Annotated in this window: 19 protein-coding genes and 1 pseudogene; 10 read left to right on the top strand and 10 right to left on the bottom strand. The window is 62.8% G+C overall.

The window, feature by feature from the left end; genetic code table 11:
* The first annotated feature begins 23 nt into the window (after positions 1-23).
* A complete protein-coding gene (edd, locus tag NKG60_RS12885) occupies positions 24-1,847 on the top strand; it encodes a phosphogluconate dehydratase (RefSeq protein WP_352664054.1) in 1,824 nt (607 codons plus the stop codon).
* A 106-nt stretch (positions 1,848-1,953) separates the two neighbouring features.
* Here the strand turns inward: edd and NKG60_RS12880 are convergent, their stop codons facing one another.
* The 5 genes from NKG60_RS12880 to NKG60_RS12860 all read right to left on the bottom strand — a co-directional run bounded on the left by NKG60_RS12880 (position 1,954) and on the right by NKG60_RS12860 (position 6,521).
* Positions 1,954-3,621, bottom strand: a complete 1,668-nt coding sequence (locus tag NKG60_RS12880; RefSeq protein ID WP_352974979.1) for a vWA domain-containing protein — start codon at positions 3,619-3,621, stop codon at positions 1,954-1,956.
* 111 nt (positions 3,622-3,732) lie between these two features.
* Positions 3,733-4,731: a GlxA family transcriptional regulator gene (locus NKG60_RS12875; RefSeq protein ID WP_352464953.1), complete on the bottom strand. Its 999-nt coding sequence runs from the start codon at positions 4,729-4,731 to the stop codon at positions 3,733-3,735.
* Positions 4,732-4,747: 16 nt separating this feature from the next.
* Positions 4,748-5,647, bottom strand: coding sequence for a bifunctional methylenetetrahydrofolate dehydrogenase/methenyltetrahydrofolate cyclohydrolase FolD (folD, locus tag NKG60_RS12870; protein ID WP_352664058.1), 900 nt, complete (start codon positions 5,645-5,647; stop codon positions 4,748-4,750).
* A 37-nt stretch (positions 5,648-5,684) separates the two neighbouring features.
* Complete coding sequence (locus NKG60_RS12865; protein ID WP_352664060.1) at positions 5,685-5,819, bottom strand: hypothetical protein; 135 nt, start codon at positions 5,817-5,819, stop codon at positions 5,685-5,687.
* Between the two features lie 36 nt (positions 5,820-5,855).
* Entirely contained in the window at positions 5,856-6,521 is a 666-nt protein-coding gene (locus NKG60_RS12860; protein ID WP_352664062.1) for a hypothetical protein, read from the bottom strand.
* A 226-nt stretch (positions 6,522-6,747) separates the two neighbouring features.
* Between NKG60_RS12860 and proC the strand changes: the two genes are divergently transcribed.
* The gene (gene proC / locus NKG60_RS12855) at positions 6,748-7,563 is read left to right on the top strand and encodes a pyrroline-5-carboxylate reductase (RefSeq protein WP_352664064.1); all 816 of its coding nucleotides are present in this window, start codon (positions 6,748-6,750) and stop codon (positions 7,561-7,563) included.
* A gap of 170 nt (positions 7,564-7,733) precedes the next feature.
* Here proC and NKG60_RS12850 read toward each other — a convergent pair whose 3' ends face one another.
* Positions 7,734-9,050, bottom strand: a complete 1,317-nt coding sequence (locus NKG60_RS12850) for an NAD(P)H-dependent oxidoreductase (protein WP_352664066.1) — start codon at positions 9,048-9,050, stop codon at positions 7,734-7,736.
* A gap of 257 nt (positions 9,051-9,307) precedes the next feature.
* On the opposite strand from NKG60_RS12850, the gene NKG60_RS12845 reads away from it, so the two are divergent.
* The 6 genes and pseudogenes from NKG60_RS12845 (at position 9,308) to NKG60_RS12820 (ending at position 13,219) form a co-directional block, all read left to right on the top strand.
* Entirely contained in the window at positions 9,308-10,543 is a 1,236-nt protein-coding gene (locus tag NKG60_RS12845; protein WP_352664068.1) for a pilus assembly protein TadG-related protein, read from the top strand.
* Between the two features lie 5 nt (positions 10,544-10,548).
* Entirely contained in the window at positions 10,549-10,989 is a 441-nt protein-coding gene (locus NKG60_RS12840; RefSeq protein WP_352664070.1) for a TadE/TadG family type IV pilus assembly protein, read from the top strand.
* Complete coding sequence (locus NKG60_RS12835; RefSeq protein ID WP_352664072.1) at positions 10,979-11,383, top strand: TadE/TadG family type IV pilus assembly protein; 405 nt, start codon at positions 10,979-10,981, stop codon at positions 11,381-11,383. Before NKG60_RS12840 ends, NKG60_RS12835 begins: the two co-directional genes overlap by 11 nt.
* Positions 11,384-11,551: 168 nt before the next feature.
* Positions 11,552-12,433: a YihY/virulence factor BrkB family protein gene (locus tag NKG60_RS12830; protein ID WP_352664074.1), complete on the top strand. Its 882-nt coding sequence runs from the start codon at positions 11,552-11,554 to the stop codon at positions 12,431-12,433.
* A gap of 80 nt (positions 12,434-12,513) precedes the next feature.
* Positions 12,514-12,654, top strand: a pseudogene (locus NKG60_RS12825) (SDR family oxidoreductase); the annotation flags it as partial.
* A gap of 196 nt (positions 12,655-12,850) precedes the next feature.
* On the top strand, positions 12,851-13,219 hold the full coding sequence (locus NKG60_RS12820; RefSeq protein ID WP_352974978.1) for a DUF2314 domain-containing protein: 369 nt from the start codon (positions 12,851-12,853) through the stop codon (positions 13,217-13,219).
* A gap of 70 nt (positions 13,220-13,289) precedes the next feature.
* Here the strand turns inward: NKG60_RS12820 and NKG60_RS12815 are convergent, their stop codons facing one another.
* The 4 genes from NKG60_RS12815 to NKG60_RS12800 all read right to left on the bottom strand — a co-directional run bounded on the left by NKG60_RS12815 (position 13,290) and on the right by NKG60_RS12800 (position 18,732).
* Positions 13,290-14,051, bottom strand: a complete 762-nt coding sequence (locus tag NKG60_RS12815) for a glutamine amidotransferase (RefSeq protein ID WP_352664078.1) — start codon at positions 14,049-14,051, stop codon at positions 13,290-13,292.
* 88 nt (positions 14,052-14,139) lie between these two features.
* Complete coding sequence (locus NKG60_RS12810) at positions 14,140-15,141, bottom strand: rhamnose ABC transporter substrate-binding protein (RefSeq protein WP_352488291.1); 1,002 nt, start codon at positions 15,139-15,141, stop codon at positions 14,140-14,142.
* Positions 15,142-15,187: 46 nt separating this feature from the next.
* Positions 15,188-16,177, bottom strand: a complete 990-nt coding sequence (locus NKG60_RS12805; RefSeq protein WP_352664080.1) for an ABC transporter permease — start codon at positions 16,175-16,177, stop codon at positions 15,188-15,190.
* Entirely contained in the window at positions 16,174-18,732 is a 2,559-nt protein-coding gene (locus NKG60_RS12800) for an ATP-binding cassette domain-containing protein (RefSeq protein ID WP_352664082.1), read from the bottom strand. Before NKG60_RS12800 ends, NKG60_RS12805 begins: the two co-directional genes overlap by 4 nt.
* A gap of 197 nt (positions 18,733-18,929) precedes the next feature.
* Here NKG60_RS12800 and NKG60_RS12795 point away from each other — a divergent pair, with 197 nt between their 5' ends.
* The gene (locus NKG60_RS12795; RefSeq protein WP_352664084.1) at positions 18,930-20,213 is read left to right on the top strand and encodes an ROK family transcriptional regulator; all 1,284 of its coding nucleotides are present in this window, start codon (positions 18,930-18,932) and stop codon (positions 20,211-20,213) included.
* 191 nt (positions 20,214-20,404) lie between these two features.
* Positions 20,405-20,605: a CsbD family protein gene (locus tag NKG60_RS12790; protein WP_352664086.1), complete on the top strand. Its 201-nt coding sequence runs from the start codon at positions 20,405-20,407 to the stop codon at positions 20,603-20,605.
* Positions 20,606-20,627 lie beyond the last annotated feature (22 nt).

Here is a 20,627-nt window from a genome sequence, read left to right as displayed (position 1 = left end):
CTCGCCTGAAAGGACCGACCGCCATGACAGCAAGACGCGACATCGAAGCCATCACCCAGCGCATCCGTGAGCGCTCCAAGCCCGGTCGCGCGGCCTATCTCGGCCGCATCGCCGAAGCCTCGAACCGCACCGCCAACCGGGCCGTGCTGTCTTGCGGCAACCTGGCCCACGGCTTTGCCGTCTGCAGCCCTTCCGAAAAGGTAGCGCTTGGCGGCGACCGGGTGCCGAACCTCGGCATCATCACCTCCTATAACGACATGCTGTCGGCGCATCAGCCTTTCGAGACGTTTCCGGCGCTGATCAAGGACGCGGCCCGCGAGGCCGGCGGCATCGCCCAGGTGGCCGGCGGCGTACCGGCGATGTGCGACGGCGTCACCCAGGGCCAGCCCGGAATGGAGCTGTCGCTGTTCTCGCGCGACGTGATCGCCATGGCCGCGGCGATCGGCCTGTCGCACAACATGTTCGATGCCGCCGTCTATCTCGGCGTCTGCGACAAGATCGTGCCGGGGTTGGTGATCGCGGCGCTGACCTTCGGCCATCTGCCGGCAGTCTTCATCCCGGCCGGGCCGATGACGACCGGCATTCCGAACGACGAAAAAGCCAAGATCCGCCAGCTCTATGCCGAGGGCAAGGTGGGGCGGGCCGAACTGCTCGAAGCGGAATCAAAATCCTATCACGGGCCGGGAACCTGCACTTTCTACGGCACAGCCAATTCTAACCAGATGCTGATGGAGATCATGGGGCTGCACACGCCCGGTGCCTCGTTCGTCAATCCGGGCACACCACTGCGCGACGCGCTGACCAGGGAAGCGACCAAGCGGGCACTGGCGATCACCGCGCTCGGCAACGCCTACACGCCGGTCGGGCGGATGATCGACGAGCGCTCGATCGTCAACGGCATCGTCGGCCTGCACGCCACCGGCGGTTCGACCAATCACACCATCCACCTGATCGCCATGGCAGCGGCGGCCGGCATCGCCATTACCTGGCAGGATATTTCCGACATCTCGGAAGCGGTGCCGCTGCTGGCGCGGGTCTATCCGAACGGCCTTGCCGATGTGAACCACTTCCACGCCGCCGGCGGGCTGGGGTTCCTGATCCGCGAACTGCTCGACGCAGGCATCCTGCACGAGGATGTGCGGACGGTGTGGGGCGAAGGGCTGCGCCCCTATGCGGTCGAGGCCAAGCTCGGCGCCGACGGCGGCGTCGTGCGCGAGGCCTCGCCGCGCCATAGCGGCGACGAGAAGGTGCTGGCGCCGTTCAAGAAGGCGTTCCAGCCGAGCGGCGGTCTGAAAGTGCTTTCGGGCAATCTCGGCCACGCCGTCATCAAGACATCGGCGGTCAAGCCGGAGCGGCGCATCATCGAGGCGCCGGCCAAGGTGTTCGACAGCCAGCAAGGCCTGAACGAGGCGTTCAAGGCGGGGTCGCTGACCGGCGACTTCATTGCCGTCATTCGGTTCCAGGGACCGAAGGCCAATGGCATGCCGGAATTGCACAGGCTGACCACCGTGCTCGGCATCCTGCAGGACCGCGGCCAGCATGTGGCGCTGGTCACCGACGGGCGCATGTCGGGCGCTTCAGGCAAGGTGCCGGCGGCGATCCACGTGACGCCGGAAGCGGCGGAGGACGGGCCGATCGCCAGGATCCATGACGGCGATATCATCAGGCTCGACGCCGAGGCCGGAACGCTCGAAGTACTGGTGCCAGCCGGCGATTTCGCACTGCGCCGCCCCGCGGACAGCGACCTCATAGGCAATGAATTCGGCTTCGGCCGCGAGCTTTTCGCCGGGTTCCGGCAGTTGGTAGGCCGCGCCGACCATGGCGCCAGCGCCTTCGGTACGGCGTGACCCTTTTTCGGCCATGAGGAAGAGCGGCCGATGGCTGCTCCCCCTTTATTTCTGCGCAATTCCGGACGGAAAACCGTTCCACACTTTTCCTGGAATTGCTCTGGATCTATTGAACCGTCAGCTCGGCTCGCGCACCGGCCCTGACCGTGACCGTGCCTTCTTTCGAGCTGTTGTCCGGTTTCTCCGAAACCACCGCGTAGTCGCCGGACGACAGGGTGGCTTCATACTTCTGGTCATAGGCGTAGCCGACCGACTTGCGGGTTCCGTCGATGTTCTTCCTGGCCTCGAATATCTCGATCTTCGAGGCCCCTGGCGCGGTTATCGTCAGCATGCCGGCGTTTATCGCGATCTTCAGATCCTGATGGTCGCCAACCTTGACGCTGAACGGCTGCTCGGCCACCGCAAGGTCGACCGTCGCGACCATTACATAATCGTCGGGCGGCAGATCGAACTTGCTGTCCGGACCGTAGGCATAAGTCACCTCCCGCCTGGTTCCGTCGACGTTCTTTTTCGCCTGGAGCACCTTGAAACCAACGCCCGAACCCTCGGCCTTGTCACCGCCGGCAGCATAATAGGCATTGGCAACGATACGCCCGACGCCGACAATGATGTCCTTGTCGATGACCCTGCCGGCGGCAAGCAGGATCGTCTCGGTAACCATGCCCTGGCCGATCGTGACGGTCACCTTCTGGTCGCCGGCCGGCAGCACGACTTTCGTGTCGCCGTAATAGGTCGGCGGGGTATCGACGCCGGGATAGCCGATTACGACAGCCGCGCCGTCATCTACGTCCGCTCCTTCGCTTGGCCTGGGGTGGATGACCAGCGTGCCGGCATTCAGGTTGAAGTGCGGCTTGGCGACCTGGCCAGGCTCTATCTTGATCTTCTGTTCGGCCCTGGCCTCGCCGGCGCGCGCGACGACGATGTAGTCGCCCGGCTCCAGATTGCCTTTGTAGGCGCCATATTCGGTGATGACGGGATCGCCGCGCGTGCCGTCGGAATTCGCCTTGTAGATCTCCCAGGCATTGCCGTCGGTGACGGGATCGCCACCCTCGGCAAGCACGACGGTGGGCACGAAATTGGACTCCGCCGGCTTGGCGGGGGTCGGCTGGGGAGCAGGCTGCGGGGCGGGAGCCGGTTCAGGGACGGGTGGCGGAGGCGCGACGGTCTCGACCAAGGCGTCGTGCAATGCCTTTTCATCCGATGCCTCGACATATTTGCCGCCGGTGTTGTCGGCGAGGCAAGCAACCTGCTTGCCCTCGGCCGCCGTCAGGCCGAAGCCGACAACATTGACGGTGAAGTCGACGCCGGCAGCCTCCAGTTCCTTGCCGAGCGCACAGGGGTCGCCATTGCATGTCTCGATGCCATCGGTGATGAGAACGACCGTCGCCTTCTCCTCGGTGTATTTCAACGCCTCCGCCGCTTGCTTGACCGCGGCGGTCAGCGGCGTCTTGCCCTGAAATTTCAGGCTGTCCGCCGCGGCTGAGATCGCACTTGCCGAGCCGGCCTGTGGCGGCACGATCAGTTCGATGTCGTCGCAACTGGCCTTCTCGCGATGGCCATAGGCCATGAGGCCGATTTCCTCGTCGGCCGGGACCGATTGCAGCACGTTCCGCAGCGATTGACGGGCGATTTCGAGCTTGGGCTTGCCGTCGATCTGCGCCCACATCGAGCCGGAGGCATCGAGAATGACGATGACGCGATCGGCGGCGAAGCCGAACCCCGTCATCCACAGCAGCAGGGCCGCCGCAGCGGCGCTCCGCACGAATCCGGCCATTGAATATCTCCCCGTCAGTCGCCGCCGCTCGGCGCCGGAAAGCTATTTGACGCTGCGTCGCGACACAAGCCCGGGCGGAGCACGAAGCTCCGCCGCCTCTGTGCAAAACCCTCAATAGGTCGTGCGGCGTTCCTCGGAAGGTGGCCGGCCGAATTGCAGCCGGTAGCTCTGGGCAAAATAGGAATGCGAGGTGAAGCCGGTGGCGATTGCCACGTCGAGGATCGGCATGTTGGTCTGGCGCAGCAATTCGCGCGCCCGCTCAAGCCTGAGCCGCATGTAATAGCGCCCGGGCGTCACACTGAGGTGGCGCAGGAACAGGCGCTCGACCTGGCGCACCGACAGGCCCGCCGACTTGGCGAGCTGCACCGCCGACAGCGGCTCGTCGAGATGGTCGGCCATCAGCTCGACGATGCGCCGCAGCTTTTCTGACTTGCCGGTCAGGTCGCGCTCCGGGCCGACACGCTGGCGGTCACCGGCCGAGCGGATGCGCTCATGCTGGAACTGGTTGGCGACGCCATTGGCGAGGCTCGAGCCGAAATCGCCGCGCACGATCTCCAGCATCAGGTCGATCGAGGTGGTGCCGCCAGCGCAGGTGTAGCGCTTGCGGTCGATCTCGAAGACGTTGCCGGTGCAGTTGATCTCCGGAAAGCGTTCGAGGAAACCGGCGCGGTTTTCCCAATGTATGGTGCAGCGATAGCCATCGAGCTGCCCTGCCTCGGCAAGCAGATAGGACCCGACCGAAAGCGCGCCGAGCGCATTGCCGCGCCGGCCCCAGCTGCGCAGCGCCGCCAGCACCTTGCTCTTGCCGGGAAATTCCGTCGTTAGCCCGACCGAGACGAACAGGATGTCGACCGGCGGCAGATCGGCAACGGCGTAGTCGATCTTGAGCGGCAGGCCGTTAGACGCCATGACGGCATCGCCGTCGGCCGACACCGTCGTCCAGCCATAGAAATCGCGGCCGAGCAGCCGGTTCGCCGACCGGAACGTGTCGATTGCCGCGGCCAGCGAGAACATGGAGAACTTGTCGACCAACAGAAACCCGAACTGCCGGCCGCCCTGAACGGGATCATTGGTGACCGGCCGCTCTAAGGGGACAGTGAGGTTGGGCAAGGACGCTGCTCTCTGGTCAGAAGGAAGGCCGTTTCAACCCGGCTGCGAGGTAGGCGGAAGCTAGCGTGTTGGCCATCAGCATGGCAATGGTCATCGGCCCGACGCCGCCAGGCACCGGCGTGATGGCGCCGGCCGCCTTCGCTGCTTCGGCAAAGGCGACATCGCCGACAAGGCGGGTCTTGCCTTCGCCCTTTTCAGGTGCGGCGATGCGGTTGATGCCGACGTCGATGACGGTGGCGCCAGGCTTGACCCAGTCGCCGCGGACCATTTCAGGCCGGCCGACGGCTGCAACCAGAATATCGGCGGTGCGGGCAAGCGCCGGCAGGTCCCTGGTGCGGCTGTGCGCGATGGTGACGGTGCAGTTGGCGGCAAGCAGAAGATTGGCCATCGGTTTGCCGACGATGTTCGAACGCCCGACGACGACCGCATTGAGGCCGGACAGGTCCTTGCCGCGCACGCGTTCGGTCAGCAGCATCGAGCCGGCCGGCGTGCAAGGTACGAAGGCGGTCTCGAGCTCGCCGGTGCCAAGCTTGCCGACATTGATGAAGTGGAAACCGTCGACATCCTTCTCCGGCGCGATGGTCTGGATGATCTTGCCGGCATCGATATGGCCGGGAAGCGGAAGCTGCACCAGGATGCCGTTGATGGCCGGATCGGCGTTGAGCTGGCCGATGATCTTCAACAGGTCCGGCTCGGAGGTTTCGGCCGGCAGCGTGTGCTGAACCGAATGGAAGCCGCATTCCTTGGCGGTGCGCGATTTGGAGGCGACATAGACCTGGCTCGCCGGATCCTCGCCGACGATGACCACGGCGAGACCGGGCTGCCGTCCGCCCTTTTCCGCGAGTTCGGCGGTCAGGACCTTGACCCGCCGCACCACGTCTTCGGCGACGCTTTTTCCGTCAATCAACTCAGCCATGAACCACCCTCGACGCCTATCGCGTAAGCCTGCCGCGTCAAAACATCCATGCGGCGCGCTCCAGATATCTTTTATGCAGGTCGTTGCCCAGAACCATGCGCAGGCGGGCGGACTGCAGCGCGGCATTTTCACGAAAATCGAGCCGGGCAATCCCGTCAATGCGCCGTCCCATGCCGTTAACTCGAAACCGGCATGTTTTATTCGACGCTTAGAAATAGCGGCGGCGCGTGCGGTTTTCGGTGAGCTCCCGAACGACCTCGCGGAATTCGCGCAGGCTGGCGCGGATTTCTTCGATCTGGGTTTGCTGATCGGCGGCTTCCGAGGCCTGATTTGCCGCCTTCGACCAGGCCTGAGTATGGGCCGAATGCGGCGGCGTGGGTTGCTGCGGATAGAAGACAGGCGATATGGCTGCGCTGGAATTTGTCGCGGCGGAAGTCTCGCCGGACGCCATCTCCTCCGGCGCTCTGCCGGGCATGAGCCTGCGCAGCGCTGACAACACGGCGCCGATCGGACCCCGACGCGCTGCCCGGTACGCTTTGTCCTCAGCGGAGCCGGCATCGGGGCCGCCAAGGGAGCCAGCGGGTTCGAAAACTACATCGGCAGCTGCAGCCTCTTCCATCAGCATGGTGCCGGCCTTTGGCTCATCAGGATCGGGCTGGCTGATACCGGCGGCTGCCAACAGGATCGGGCTGGCACGCGCTTCGCGGCGCGAGCGGGCGAGACGATGGCGTGTGGCGGCATCCTCGCGCCATGACGGGCCTGCGCGGTCCTCTAGCGAAACCAGCGACGCTTCGTCCCCGTCGCTCGCTGCCTCGACGAACGACAGCAGGGACTGCTCGTTCCTCCAGTGTTCACGATTATTCCTATAAGCCATGGTTTCTGGAGCTTTCCCCTCGGGCTGGGACGTAGCGACCGCCACTGGTTAAGCGATGCTAAACAGGCATAGGAAATAAAAGGTTAATTTGGTCGCCGCGCCACTGCACGACTACATGCGCATGCCAACCGCAAGGTCCGGGTTTCCGCCTGATCACGGTCCCAACAGGACTTCCCCGCCCTGCCGCGAACGTCTATGGGGAAGCCATCTCTATGGGAGGCTTTCGATGACGATCAGGCTTGTTCTCGCCGGTTGCGGCAATATGGGCTACGCCATGCTCTCGGGCTGGCTGAAAGCCGGCAAGCTCGCTCCGGCTGCGGTGTTCGTGGTCGAGCCCAGTGCCGAGTTGCGCAAGCGTGCCGAAGCACTGGGCTGCTCTGCTGCCGCGGATGCCGGCGCCATCCCGGCAGACGCCGTGCCGGCCCTCGTCGTCCTTGCGGTCAAGCCACAGGTGATCCGCGACGTGACCGCTGGCTACATCCGCTTCAACGATGGCCGAACCACTTTCCTCAGCATCGCCGCCGGGACGCCGGTCGCCACGTTCGAAGGCGTTCTCGGCGACCGCGCGCCGATCGTGCGCTGCATGCCCAACACGCCGGCGGCGATCGGCAAGGGCATGATGGTGGTGTTTTCCAACAGGCTGGTTTCCGAGGACACCAAACGCCTTGTCGCCGACCTGCTTTCGGCGAGCGGGCAAGTGGCCGACATCGACGACGAAGGCCTGATGGATGCGGTGACGGCAGTCTCCGGATCGGGGCCGGCCTATATCTTCCACTTCATCGAAGCGCTGACCGTGGCCGCCGAGAAGGCTGGCCTGCCTGGCAAGGTCGCAAAGCTTCTGGCCATGCAGACGGTCTACGGCGCCGCCTCGCTTGCCGCCGAAAGCGGCGAGGAGCCTGGCGTGCTCAGGCAGCAGGTGACCAGCCCCAACGGCACTACGGCTGCCGCCCTTGCCGTGCTGATGGGCGAGGACCGTCTGACGCGCCTGCTCACCGAAGCGGTGGAAGCGGCGCGGCTGCGGTCGATCGAGTTGGGGAAGTAGGGCTTTTGAGAGAAGCCGGTCGGCGGCGATCGTCTGCCGTGCGTTTCAGCGGCAATAGCCGCCTTTAGAAAAGCAGGGCTCCTTCGCGCCCCCCTCTGTCCTGCCGGACATCTCCCCCACGAGGGGGGAGATTGGCAGTTTGGGCGCTTCGCTCACGAACTGCGATGCACCTACCCCGCCCCATACAGCATCTCGTCCTGCAGCCGGCGCAAGGCGAACAGCCTGGTCGTCGGGTCGGGCGCAGCATTGTCGGCGGTGAGCAATTCGCCTTTCCTCACCGGTTTCAGCACCTTGCCGCCTTCGAGCAGACCGACCGGCACGGCGCGGTGGGCGCGGGCTTCTTCGACGGTCATGGTCCAGGAGCGGTAGCAGGTCTCGCCGATCGCGTCGAAAACCTCGCCTGCCGCCAGATCCCGCTTGGCCACCGCGCAGACCTCGGCAACCGGCCGCGGCAGCGGCACCATGTCGGGTTTGCCGTAGAGCGCGATACGAGCGGCCGTCAGCGGAACTTCCAGCGAGGTCAGATGGTAGGGCCTGAAGAAGCTGTAATAGGGGCCGTGGCCGATATGCAGATCGTCCATGCGCTCGATGATGCGCGGATGCGTCGCCTCGACGATGACGAAGACGCCGGGCGCCACGCCCTTGCCGACGGTGTAGTCGACGACGCCCTTTTTCGACAGGATGCCGCCCTGCTCGCGCGGGATCAGCACCTTGACCAGCTCGTCGCGATCGGCCTTGGGGCCGTGCATGCCGGGAACGTCGGGCACCAGCCCGGTGGCGTTGGCAATGGCGCACATCTCGACCATGGTTTTCGAGCCGTCGACGAACTCGACCAGCATGCGCGGGTTCATGTTTCGGCGCAGCGCTTCGGCGCGGTAGTCGTCGGGAACGGCGTCGTGGTTGAGCGGGTTGTTCTTGCCCTTGCCCGCGGAGACGATGGTGTAGCCGAGCGCCGAGGCGAACTCGATCAGTTCCATGCAGCTCGACGGCTCGTCGCCGGCGCCGACCGAATAGACGACGCCGAGCCTGTCCGCCTGCTGCTTCAGATAGCAGCCAATGGTGACATCGGCCTCGACATTCATCATCACCAGATGCTTGCCGTGCTGCATCGCCATCAGGTCGAAATCGGCGGCGACGCCGGGCTTGCCGGTAGCATCGATGACGACGTCGATAAGCGGATTGGTGACCAGCATTTCGTTCGAGGTAATTGCGATCTTGCCGTTTTCGATCGCCTGGCTGACCTTCGAAGCGCTGTCCGCTTCGGCTGCCATCGCCTCGTCGCCATAGGCAATGCGGATGGCGTCACGCGCCGTATGCGGCCGGCGGGTCGAGATCGCGCAAACCGAAATGCCCGGCATCAGCATGCCTTGCGTCACCAGGTCGGTGCCCATCTCGCCCGAACCGATAACGCCGATGCGCACCGGGCGGCCTTCCGCGGCACGCTTGGCAAGATCGCGGGCAAGCCCGGTCAATGCGACATTGGTCATACTGGAAACGTCCACTGCTTTTTGATTTGAAGCGGGAATAGCAGGGAACGGCAACCCATTGCCAATCGAAACCGGCCGCGGCGGCGATTTCTTGCGCGTGATGCCAAACCGCAATTGGCTCAATCTTGGAACAGCCGACCAATTCGACGGGCGAGAGGCTGCAGCAGAAACAACACGCGCCGCCAGAGCGAGGAGCCGGCTAACAATGGACGGAAAATCTTAGGCAATCCTTTAGTCGTTGCTGCCCAAATAGGGAAATGGAATGGCGTGCCCGTATTTTCACGCATGTGTTCCGCTCTCTGCAAGGAATCGGCGAGAGCGGCAACGTTGCTACTATATTTGCCCTGTCGTTGCCGATCGTCGTCGGTGCAGCGGGCCTCGGTGTCGAAACGTCCTACTGGTACTATAGCAGCCTGAAATTACAGGCTGTGGCGGATGCGGCAGCCTATGCCGGCGCTCTGGAAAAGGTTTCGGGATCCGACAAGCCAACGATAGTCTCCGCCGCGACGCTGTCGGCGACGACGAACGGCTGGGAACCGGCAACAGGTACGATCGAGGTCTTCATCCCTCCGTCTTCCGGCCCGAATGTCGCGAAAAAGGCGGTCGAGGTTATCGTTCATCAAAAGCTTGATCGATTTTTCACGGCAATATTTACGCAAAACTCGGTTGGCGCCCAGGCAAGGGCGGTGGCTCTTATCACCGACGCTTCAAAAGCCTGCATGCAGGCGCGCGATCCTTCCGCTTCCAAAGCGGTGCTCTTTTCCGGCAGTTCGACCACAAAACTGACCGGCTGCTCCGTGATGTCCAATTCCATAGCTGCGGATGCTATCAAGCTTCAGGGATCGGCCAACCTTCAGGTCGATTGCCTCATATCAGCCGGCGGCGTTTCGTTGAACAACCCTGTAACAACCGTTTGCGCCAGCCCCATAACCCAGGCCTTACCCGCTGGTGATCCCTTTATCGACTTGCCGACGCCACCAGCCACAACTCCCTGTCAAAACTCGAGATTGTCAACCCTGACCCCCGGGACATACTGCAGCGGGTTGAGCCTGAGCGGCAATGTTGTCCTCTCGCCCGGCATATACGTCATCCAAGGCGGTGATTTCAAAGCGAACTCCAACGCGAATATCTCCGGCGACGGAGTCATCATCTATCTGGCCGGCAGTTCGGGCGTCAGCATGAACGGCAACGCCACAATCAAGCTTAGCGCACCGACGTCGGGCACGTATTCCGGTGTCCTGTTTTACGGCAACAAGGGTAACCCGACGGGATCGAACACGTTCAATGGCACGGCGGATTCGCTTTTGACCGGCGCCCTGTATTTTCCAACCCAGGCAGTCAATTACCTCGGCAATTTCTCTGGCAAGGGCGGTTGCACCCAGGTCGTCGCCGGTACCGTGCAGTGGTCTGGCAATACGAGCATCAGCCAGGATTGCACGAGCCTCGGAATGCGTGACATTCCGGCCGCACAATCAATAAAGCTAGTCGAGTAATCTTCGTGGCACGGATTTCAGTCCGGATGTTCCGGAGCGATTCAGGTGCTGCCGCGGTCGAGTTTGCGCTGGTACTGCCGATCCTTTGCCTGGTACTTCTCGGCATTACTGACGGCTGGTCTTTTGTATCAAGCGCATTGTCGATGCGTGCCGGCGTTAAAACGGCGGCCAATCTAGTGATGCAAGGCGCAGCCGACGACGTGACTATCCAAGTCGTCGCCCTTTCGAGCTGGGAAACCCATCCCGATGACGCGCAGGTGACGCTGCGCCGGAAATATATGTGCGGGACCATCGTGGTCGATCCATCTGTCCTGTGCGACAGTTCGAAAGCTCCCGCCGTCTTTGTGGAAATACAGGCGACAGCCACCTGGTCACCGCCCTTCAGTTTTGGCGCGTTTTCCCTCTCGCGCGAACTCAGTCATCAACAGGTGATTCGTGTCCGCTAAGTCGAGAGCTTTCACGGGGGATGCATCAGGCGGAGCTGCATTAGAGTTCGCGCTGATCGCGCCTTTCCTGATAATGCTTTTGATCGGCATCTTTGCATTCGGCTGGGCTCTGAATGCCATGTCGAGTGTTCGGTACACGCTGGAAACGTCGTCACGTGCGCTGCAAATGAAAAACTCGCTGACGCAGGCCCAGATCCAAGCCATTGCCACGGAAAAATTACTGGATTTGGGATTGAAAGACGTCGAGGTGACAATAGCAATCGACGCCCCCAGCGGCGGCTTTCGCATGGCACATCTGACCGCCCAATATGCATTCGCAGTCGAGTTCCCGTATTTCGACCGATATCCGATAAATTATCAGACAACCGTCACAGTTCCCCTGACTGCATCGTGAGCACGACCTGGCCAGTCGAGCGGCACCTTTCGATGTTCGCTGCGCGCCGCCTTTATAGGCGATCGCCTTGTACAGCGTGCCGTTGCCGGCTTTGTTCCGGCCGAGCCTCTCCCCTCGCCCGGCGCTGCGCCGCCGCTACTTGTTTGTTGACAGGCATGCGAGGCCTACATGTGGAATTTGGCAGCAGAGGGCTGGAGGCTCCTCAAGCAGAGCGTCATCGGCTTTATCGACGACAATGCGCTGAGCCATGGGGCGGCGATAGCGTTTTATGCCACGACCTCGCTCGCGCCGATCCTGCTCATCATTGTCGCTATCGCCGGCATGGCCTTCGGGCACGAGGCGGCGCAACTCGCGCTTTCGGCACAGATCGCCGGCCTGATGGGGCCGCAAAGTGCCGATCTGCTGCAAGCGACGATCGAAAACGCCTCGCAGAAGGAAGCGGGAACCCTTGCCAGCATTCTGGGGCTGGTCACGCTGTTCGTTGCCGCATCCGGCGTGTTCGGCGAAATGCAGCTGGCGCTGAACGAAATCTGGAAAGTCAAACCGAGCGGGGCAACGATTTCACGGCTGGTCCGGGCACGCATTGCAAGCCTGGGCCTGGTCGCCGCCCTCGGGTTCCTGCTGCTGGTGTCGCTGGTCGTAAGCGCCGCAATTTCGGCGCTCGGAGAAGTCATCAACGCCTACCTGCCGTTCGGCACCATCATCCTGAGCGCGATCAACGGGATCGTCTCGTTTGCCCTGATCACGCTGCTGTTTGCCGCGATTTACAAGGTGCTGCCCGACCGCAGCCTGCAATGGCGCGATGTCGGCCTCGGCGCCGTGGTCACCGGGTTTCTGTTCACCATCGGCAAGTCGCTGATTGGCTGGTATATCGGAACCAGCGCCATCTCATCATCATACGGCGCGGCCGGCGCGCTGCTTGTCGTGCTGTTATGGGTCTATTATTCGGCGGAGATATTTCTGCTGGGCGCCGAATTCACGCGAGCCTATTCGGTCCGACACGGCAGCCGGTCCGATTTGAAGAACAAGGTGGAATCGCATGAGAAATGAGTTCACACCGAAATTCGACCTAGCCGGCAAGGTGGCGCTGGTCACCGGCGCCTCGCGCGGCAGCAGCCGCGCCTGCGCCTGCATTTGCTGGCCACATCCCGCTCGGCCGCATCGGCGACCCGATCGACGTCGCCGGCACCGTGGTGTTCCTCGCCTCGCCGGCGGCGTCGCTGATCAATGGCGCGAGTATATTGGTGGATGGCGGTTGGTCGGTAGCGTGATAGGGCTCTTTGGCTGGTAGTGCGACACCGCCTCTCCCACTCCGGAAGAAGCGCGCGGACTTCGCAGCTCGTTGAGCGGTTCAAGGTTAGTCCAAGAGGTCTTTTATGGGCGAAAAATCTCAATTGAACAGTGAATTCGACGAACCGCGGAATGAGCCACTCTTCACGGCTATCTCGCAGAAAGACCCCGCCTTCCTTGCAGCTTACGATCGCGCGCTTGCGAGTGTGCCGACATTTGTCGAACACCCGCGATCCCGACGAGTCCGAACGTCTTGGGGAGGACCACTTTGTTTTCCTTTGGCTTGCCGCAGTGCATTATCATGCTGAGGAGCGGCTATTTTCGGGTACGTTTTTCGAGGTGCCACCCGAGCTTCAGAAATGGCATCAGGTTGGACAGCGGCTTGCATTTGAAGGCGATGATATTTTCGATTGGATGGTTCTCGACGCGGGGCACTTGCAGGGGGGATTCACATTGCGCGTAACCCGAGACAAGCTTCCTGAGAAAGATCGTGGCTCATACGATCGATACATCGGAGTTTCAGTTTATGAGCCACTGCCGTCCTGATTCAACGCATGCTTGATGGCCTGGTTTTTCGTTGGAGGATTGGGCAACCGCACTGGTCAAACCAGCTTTCTCATTCATTGCCGGCGAGCCAATGGACCATGTTCGCCATCAGTCTTCCGTAGAACGGCCATCCGAGGAAATCCTGCGAGAGCCAATGCGGGCCGATATCGGTTGCCCAGGCAATCGTGCGGCCGCGGCCATGGCTGCCGACGGCAAGGAGCGGCCAGTCGGCGCCGCGATGGTGGCAGGTCGCCAGAAGCCGGGACGAACCGTCGCGCCTGAATTCCAGCTTGTTCATGCCGAGAATCGGCGGCAGCGGCCCCTCCACTCCGGACAATATCGGATGTGACGGCTGCAGGATGGAGGCCTGCAGGCCTTGCGGCACCTCCATGCCGTCACAGAAGGGCAGGCAGCGGACCGGCAGCACATCCTCAACCGGGGTGTCGTGGAACCGCGCCGTCCCGAACATGCCCTGAAAGCCCATGTAACCGCCGGCCAGCATCAGCCCGCCGCCACCTTCGACATAGGCCTTGAGCAGATCGAGGCGGTTGACGCCGACACGCCCGGCGCGGGCATCCGGCGTCACCAGCAATGTCAGGGCGCCGACATCGGAGATCACCACCGCCTGATATTGGGCGAGCGCATCGAGTTCATAGGGAAACTCCGCGCTGCAACGCTCACCGCCGATCTGCGTGACCGCGATGCCTTCACTGGCCAGCGCGGTATTGAAGGCGGTCGCACCATTTGTCGAGGCCGCGCTTGTAAGTACATCGCTGCCGATGGCGACCGACGTCGTCGCCGCAAAGGTTTCGCCTGCAAGCAATATCTTCATTGCCGCCCCCGCACTGTTTTCATTCGAGATGTTTTAGGAGGGGCGCCGGATGGACCCGGCGCCCCGCTGGAACTTGAGCTCTAAAGGATCAGAACTTGAACTCGGCCAGATTTTCGGGGGTCACGATCTTGGCCGGACCAAGGATCAGTTCGCCGCCGGCGCCAATCGTGTATTCGCCGAGCCTGCCTGCCGTGAACTTCTCACCCTCCTTGCCGGTGATCTTGCACTGCGCAAGCGCCTGGGCTGTCTGATAGGTAAGATAGCCAAGATCGGTGACGTTCCACCAGATATCTTGAGCCGCCCCGTCCTTAATGTATTTCGAGATCAGAGTGGCCGGCGCGAGGCCGGTCAGCTTGACCTTGCCGATCATGCCCGCTTCCTCGAGTGCACGCGCGGCCGCCGGAAGGCCGATGCCTGCCGGGACGATGATCACCTTGAGATCGGGAAACGCCTGGACCAGCGCCAATGCCTGCTGCTGGTTGATCTGTTCGCTTTCTTCGCCGTAGGCCACCTGCACCAGCTTCATCTTGGAGAACTTCGGCTCGGCCGCCATCTTCGCCTTCATGAAGTCGATCCAGGCGTTCTGGTTGGTCGCCGTCGGCGTCGACGACAGGATCGCGAATTCGCCTTCACCGCCACTGAGGGCGAATGCACTTTCGAGCATCATTTCTGCCAGACTGTCGCCCTTGACCTGATTGACAAATGCCGCGCGGGCATCGGCGGCCACATCGGAGTCATATGAAATCACCCTGACGCCTTGCTGAACGGCGCGCTTCAGCGCAGGCGCGACGGCATTGGCGTCGTTGCCGGCAATTGCGATGACCCCGACCTTCTGCGACACGAGGCTGTTGATGAATTCGATCTGTGCCTCGGCAGTCGCCTGCGATGGGGCGACCTGGGTAGCGGTGCCGCCAATTTCCTTGGCCGCCTCTTGTGCGCCTCCGAAGGCCACTTTGAAGTAGGGGTCCGTGTCGAGCTTGGGCAGGAAACCGACCGTTACGGGTTCCTTGGCGCACTCCTGGCTGAAGGCCAGCGACGTTGGCGCAAGCAGAACCGCGGATGCGAGCAGGGCTAATCTAAACGCTTTCATTGTGACTCCTCCGTCAAAATTCGGGCTTGAAGGAAGGGGCCCGAGATCACCCCTTTGTCTCCCGCATTGCGCGGGATCTATTGAGCATCTCCTGTGTGGAGCGCCAGTAATTGCCGACCAGCAGCGAACCGATCAGAAGCAGGCCGATGATCATGCCCTGCGCGTCGCCACCGATCTGGTTCAGCGCCAGCACGTTACGGATGATGGCGATGAGGACCAGTGCCAGCATGACGCCGGTCAGGCGGCCCTTGCCGCCAAAGACGCTGACGCCGCCGAGCAGCACGATGGTGATGACATCGAGCTCCATGCCGAGCGCGTTGTTGGCGCGGGCGTTGGAAAGGCGCGCGGTATAGACGATGCCGGCTATCGCCGCGACGACGCCCGAGACGACGAACAGGTTCAGCACCATCCGGCGCGTGTTTATGCCGGAATAGCGCGCCACTTCGGGGCTGCCGCCGAGCGCGTAGATGCGCTTGCCGGTCGGCGTCTTCTGCAGCACGACCGCGAACACCGGCGCCAGCACCAGGAAGGGCACGATGGTCCACGGTATCTCGGTGCCCGGCAGGTTGTTGATGCCGAAGTCGACGACCGCGGGCGGCAGGATGTTGACCGAGCCGGTGCCGAGCAGGATGTAGCCAATGCCTCGATAGAGCGCCATGGTGCCGAGCGTCACAACCAACGACTGCAGTCCAAGACCCGAGACCAGATAGCCGTTGAAGGCGCCGAGCAGGCCGCCGACGGCGAGCGTCAGCGGGATTGCGGCAAGCGTCGGCACACCGGCCTGGACCAGCAAGCCAAAGACGACGGAGGTCAGCGCCAGCACCGAGGCGATCGACAGGTCGATTTCGCGGGTAATGATGAGCAGCGTCATCGGCAGGATCAGCAATGCCTTTTCCGAGGCGCTGGCGGCCAGTTGCGAAAGATTGAAGCCGGAAACGAAATTCGGCACGAAGATCGCGGCATAGAGGAAGATGGCCACGCAAGAGGTCGCCAGCAGCAGATCCCAGAAGTCGATCGAACGGAGGAACTTTTTCACCGCGCCCTCGCCTGTCTTGCCTGCTCGGCACGCCGCACGATGAAGGTGTCGATGCCGATGGCGACCAGGATAACCAGGCCGTAGACGCCCTGCAGCCACAGCGGGTCGACGCGCACCAGCGTCAGCCCGTTCTTGATGACGAGCAGTGTGAGGGCTCCGAGAATGATGCCGAGCAATGTGCCCGAACCACCGCGGATGGCGACGCCGCCGACCACCGCCGACGCGATGACGGTGAGTTCGAAGCCGAGCGCGACGCGGGCGTCGATGGTCGCATAGCGCGATGCCCACAGCGCGCCGCACAGGCCGCCGAGCAGGCCGGCCATGCCAAAGGCCAGCAGGATGCGGCGGTCAACGGGGATGCCGATCAGACGCGCGCCGTCCGGATTGGAGCCGGCGGCGAACAGTTCGCGGCCGACGGCGGTGCGATAGAGCAGCACATAACCCAGGCACAGGATGACGATCGCGATGACGACGATCAGCGGCACGCCGGCGATCTTCAGGCCGGTCATGTCGAGCCAGGCTTGCGTGACTTCGTCGGCGCTGATCTGGTCGCCGGCCGCCCAGATCGAGTTGAAGCCGCGGAAGATCGACATCGAGGCCAGCGTGACGACGATCGCCGGGATCTTTCCCCTGGTGACGACGAGGCCGTTGATCAGGCCGGCGACACCACCGACGGCGCATGCGGTCATCAGGCCGATGCCAATGTCGAGCCCCGGATAGGCCTGGACCATGCTGGCCGCCATGTAAGCCGACAGGCCGATCACCGCTGCGATCGAAAGGTCGATGTTGCGGGTGATAAGCACCAGCATCTGCGCGAGTGCCGCTACGACGAGCAGCGCGGCATCCATCGACACCGCGGTCAGGTTTGCAGCGCTCACCATGCGCGGGTTGATGATGGTGACCGGGATGGCGACCGCCAGCATCGCGGCGAGCAGGCCGAACTCCCGCCGCTTCAGTATGTCGAGCGGTCCTTTTCTTGTCTCCTCACCGGCGGCCTGTGCCGCCGCATCGGCGCTTTCGCCGGCTTTCGTCGCTGCTTCCAGCACCTTTTCCTGGGTAGCTTCGCCCCTGCTGAATTCGGCCGTCCGATGGCCTTCGCGCAGGACGATGATGCGGTCGCACATGCCGATGAGCTCGGGCATTTCGGAGGAGATCAGGATGATGGCCATGCCTTGCGCTGCAAGGTCGGCGATCATTGCATGCACTTCCGCCTTGGTGCCGACGTCGATGCCTTGCGTCGGTTCGTCGAGGATGAGGACGCGCGGTTCGGTGCGCAGCCACTTGGCCAACACCACCTTCTGCTGGTTGCCGCCGGACAGTTCCTTCACCGGCTGCGCGTAGCCGGAAAAGCGAAGCTTCATGCGCTTCAGCCAGTCCGAAACCAGATCGATCGCGCGGTTCGTGCCGTAGACGCCGGAGCGGGCCGCCTTGTCGAGGACGGGCAGCACGGCGTTGTCGAGGATGGAAAAATCCATCACCAGGCTCTGGCCCATGCGGTCTTCCGAGACATAGGCGATGCGCGCATCCATGGCGTCACGCGCCGACGCGAAGCGCACAGTCTCGCCGTCGATCAGGATTTCGCCGGCATCGGGCTGGTCGATGCCGAACAGCACGCGCGCGATCTCGGTCCGCCCGCTGCCGACCAGGCCGCCGAGCCCGAGCACCTCGCCGGCATGGAGCTTGAAGTCGATATTGGAAAAGCCGCCGGCGTGTGAAAGCCCCCTCGCCTCCAGCACCAGTGCGCCGGTGGCGTGGTTTCGCTGCGGATAGAGGTCGGTGACCTCGCGGCCGACCATCATGCCGATGGCGGCGGCGCGGCCAAGCTCGGCCTTCGGCTTGACACCAATGAGACGCCCGTCGCGCAGCACCGCGATGCGGTCGGCGATGCGGAAAATCTCGTCCATGCGGTGGCCGACGAACATCATCGCCACGCCGTGCAGCCGCAGGTCGGCGACGACGGCGAACAGCCGCTCGACCTCGCGCTGCGACAGGGCGGCCGTCGGCTCGTCCATGATCAGCACCCGCGCGTCGAGCGACAGGGCGCGGGCGATCTCGACCAGTTGCTGTTCGGAGGTGCGCAACGTTCCGAGCCGGGTTTCGGCCGGCACGTCGAGGCCGACTGTCGCCAGCACCCTGCGCGCGCCGGCAAGCATGGCGGCGTTGTCGATACCGCCGAAGCGGTCGCGCGGCATATGGCCGAGATAGATGTTTTCCGCCACCGAAAGATCCGGGAAAAGACCGGGGTGCTGGTGCATGACCGAGATGCCGGCAGCCTGGGCGTCGTGCGGCGAATGAAAGACCACAGGCTTGCCATCGACTTCGACATGGCCGCCGGTCGGGAGATACACGCCGGCCAGCAGCTTTACGCAGGTGCTTTTGCCGGCGCCGTTTTCGCCAAGCAGAGCCAGCACCTCACCTGAGCGCAATTCGAAGGACGCGTCCTTGAGGGCAATCGTGCCGCCGAAGGCTTTTGTCGCCTGAACCAGGGCAACGGGGACAGCCGCGTCGCTCTTCACCATGGCATCGGCTTCGCCTAATGCGCCCAAGTGCAGCACCTTTCCTCCCTGGTCCTGTTTTTTCAATTTGCTATATTAAATGGCTGAATGCCGCAACTGGAAAATTGACTTCCATGGCCGCGAGGGGCACTGTCGCGTCGCGCACGGGTGCGATTGGAGTGCTCGACCCCGCGGCACCCTCAAAGCTGCAAGCGGCTGGAGTGGCTCTGCGGGAATGAAATGAGGAGGCGCCGGTTTTGTCCGGAAAAGGCAGCAATTCGGTCAAGGTTCGGCATTATAACGAGCGCTTCGTGCTGGATGCCATTCGCCGCCTGAAGGAGGCATCCAAGTCCGATTTAGCGCGCGCCGCAAATCTGACGCCGGCTGCAGTCGCAACCATTGTCGACGGGCTGGAATCGTCCGGATTCGTAAAGCAAGTGGGAAAAAGGTTCGGACAACGCGGATCGCCATCCACTCTCTACCGACTTGCACCCGAGCGTATCTACAGCGTCGGCATCAAGATCGGCCGTCGAGCGCTGGAAGCCGTGCTCGTCGACTTTGCCGGCGAGGTCCGCTCCCGCGAGTCGCATGAATATCGCTTTCCAGATCCCGATATGGTGCTCAAGGCCGGCAACATGTCGCTCGCCAATTTCGACAAGCTGGTCGAGGGGCTTGGCGATGCCAGCATTGTCGGCGTCGGCATCGCCTCGCCATATTTCCTCGGCGGCTGGAGCGAAGAGCTCGGCTTTCCCGACGATCTTGGCAGCCGCTGGGAAGCAATCGATCTGACGACGTTCTTTGCCACAAAGCCGACGACCCCGGTCTTCGTGGAAAACGACGCGTCATCGGCCGCACTCGCCGAACTCATCCAGGGGACCGGCGCGCGCTTCCGCGACTTCATGCATATCTCGATCGATACCTTTGTCGGCGGTGGACTGGTGCAAGGCGGCAAGGTCCATACCGGGCCGCACGGCAACAGCGCCGCGCTCGGTCCTTTGCCGGTCTCGCCTTCAAGCCTCGATTCGGTGGCGGCCAAGCCGGCGCGCTACCAGAGCCTACTGCATCGCGCTTCGATCTATGTGCTGGTCAATCATCTCAAATCGCGAGGCATCGAGATCAACCGCGTGCGCGAGCTCGATCCCTTGCCGCCGGGGGCGCGCGAACCGCTGTCCGAATGGATCGACGATTGCGCCAATGCGCTGGTCGAGGCGATCATCGCCATCACTTCGGTCATTGACATCGAGGCGATCGTTCTCGACAGCATCCTGCCGCGGCCGATCCATCTCGAGTTGCTGGCAAAGGTGCAGACCCAGTTCAACAGGGTCAGCGCCATCGGCATCGTGGCGCCGGAAATCGTCTCGGGACAATTCGGCCCCGAGGCCTCGCCGATCGGCGCGGCGATGCTGCCGTTCTCGGCCCTGCTAGCGCCCGACAGCGGCGTGCTGATGATCGGCAAGGACAGAACAATGCTGCCGGGCAGCCTCTCGAGGCTTGCCGGCCAAAGCCAGCAAGCAAGAAGTCCGGCGACTTCAACGGGATAAGATGGCGCTGCGAACGGCAATCAAGCTTTGGATAGCATCAACATCAGCTCGCAGTCCGGCACGGGCACGGCGGGCTTTTTGCGCCGGCACCGGAACTTTTAGCGGCTGCTAATCTTCATTCGTAACCAACATCGAAATGCGGATCGGTCCGCGCTCCGCTCAGTACGGGCCCAGGAAGCAAGGAGGAACATATGAACTGGGATCAAATCAAGGGAAAATGGACGCAGTTCAAAGGCAAGGCGAAAGAGCAGTGGGGTGACCTCACCGACGATGATCTCGATCGGATCGAGGGCAACCGGGACCAGCTGGCAGGCCGGATCCAGGAGCGATATGGCATCGCCAAGGAAGAGGCGGAGCGCCAAATAGATAACTGGTCCAGAAGCATCAGCTAGGTCTTGGACGCAACGCCTTACG

It is taken from the genome of Mesorhizobium sp. M1428, from assembly GCF_040317515.1.
GTDB lineage: Bacteria > Pseudomonadota > Alphaproteobacteria > Rhizobiales > Rhizobiaceae > Mesorhizobium.
This window is presented reverse-complemented; position numbering and strand designations above follow the sequence as displayed.

Excerpts from the sequence above, each read along its gene's own strand:
- edd (WP_352664054.1), top strand. The coding sequence starts at position 24 with ATGACAGCAAGACGCGACATCGAAGCCATCACCCAGCGCATCCGTGAG.
- NKG60_RS12880 (WP_352974979.1), bottom strand. The coding sequence starts at position 3,621 with ATGGCCGGATTCGTGCGGAGCGCCGCTGCGGCGGCCCTGCTGCTGTGG.
- folD (WP_352664058.1), bottom strand. The coding sequence starts at position 5,647 with ATGGCTGAGTTGATTGACGGAAAAAGCGTCGCCGAAGACGTGGTGCGG.
- NKG60_RS12865 (WP_352664060.1), bottom strand. The coding sequence starts at position 5,819 with ATGGGACGGCGCATTGACGGGATTGCCCGGCTCGATTTTCGTGAAAAT.
- NKG60_RS12860 (WP_352664062.1), bottom strand. The coding sequence starts at position 6,521 with ATGGCTTATAGGAATAATCGTGAACACTGGAGGAACGAGCAGTCCCTG.
- proC (WP_352664064.1), top strand. The coding sequence starts at position 6,748 with ATGACGATCAGGCTTGTTCTCGCCGGTTGCGGCAATATGGGCTACGCC.
- NKG60_RS12850 (WP_352664066.1), bottom strand. The coding sequence starts at position 9,050 with ATGACCAATGTCGCATTGACCGGGCTTGCCCGCGATCTTGCCAAGCGT.
- NKG60_RS12845 (WP_352664068.1), top strand. The coding sequence starts at position 9,308 with ATGGAATGGCGTGCCCGTATTTTCACGCATGTGTTCCGCTCTCTGCAA.
- NKG60_RS12830 (WP_352664074.1), top strand. The coding sequence starts at position 11,552 with ATGTGGAATTTGGCAGCAGAGGGCTGGAGGCTCCTCAAGCAGAGCGTC.
- NKG60_RS12815 (WP_352664078.1), bottom strand. The coding sequence starts at position 14,051 with ATGAAGATATTGCTTGCAGGCGAAACCTTTGCGGCGACGACGTCGGTC.
- NKG60_RS12810 (WP_352488291.1), bottom strand. The coding sequence starts at position 15,141 with ATGAAAGCGTTTAGATTAGCCCTGCTCGCATCCGCGGTTCTGCTTGCG.
- NKG60_RS12790 (WP_352664086.1), top strand. The coding sequence starts at position 20,405 with ATGAACTGGGATCAAATCAAGGGAAAATGGACGCAGTTCAAAGGCAAG.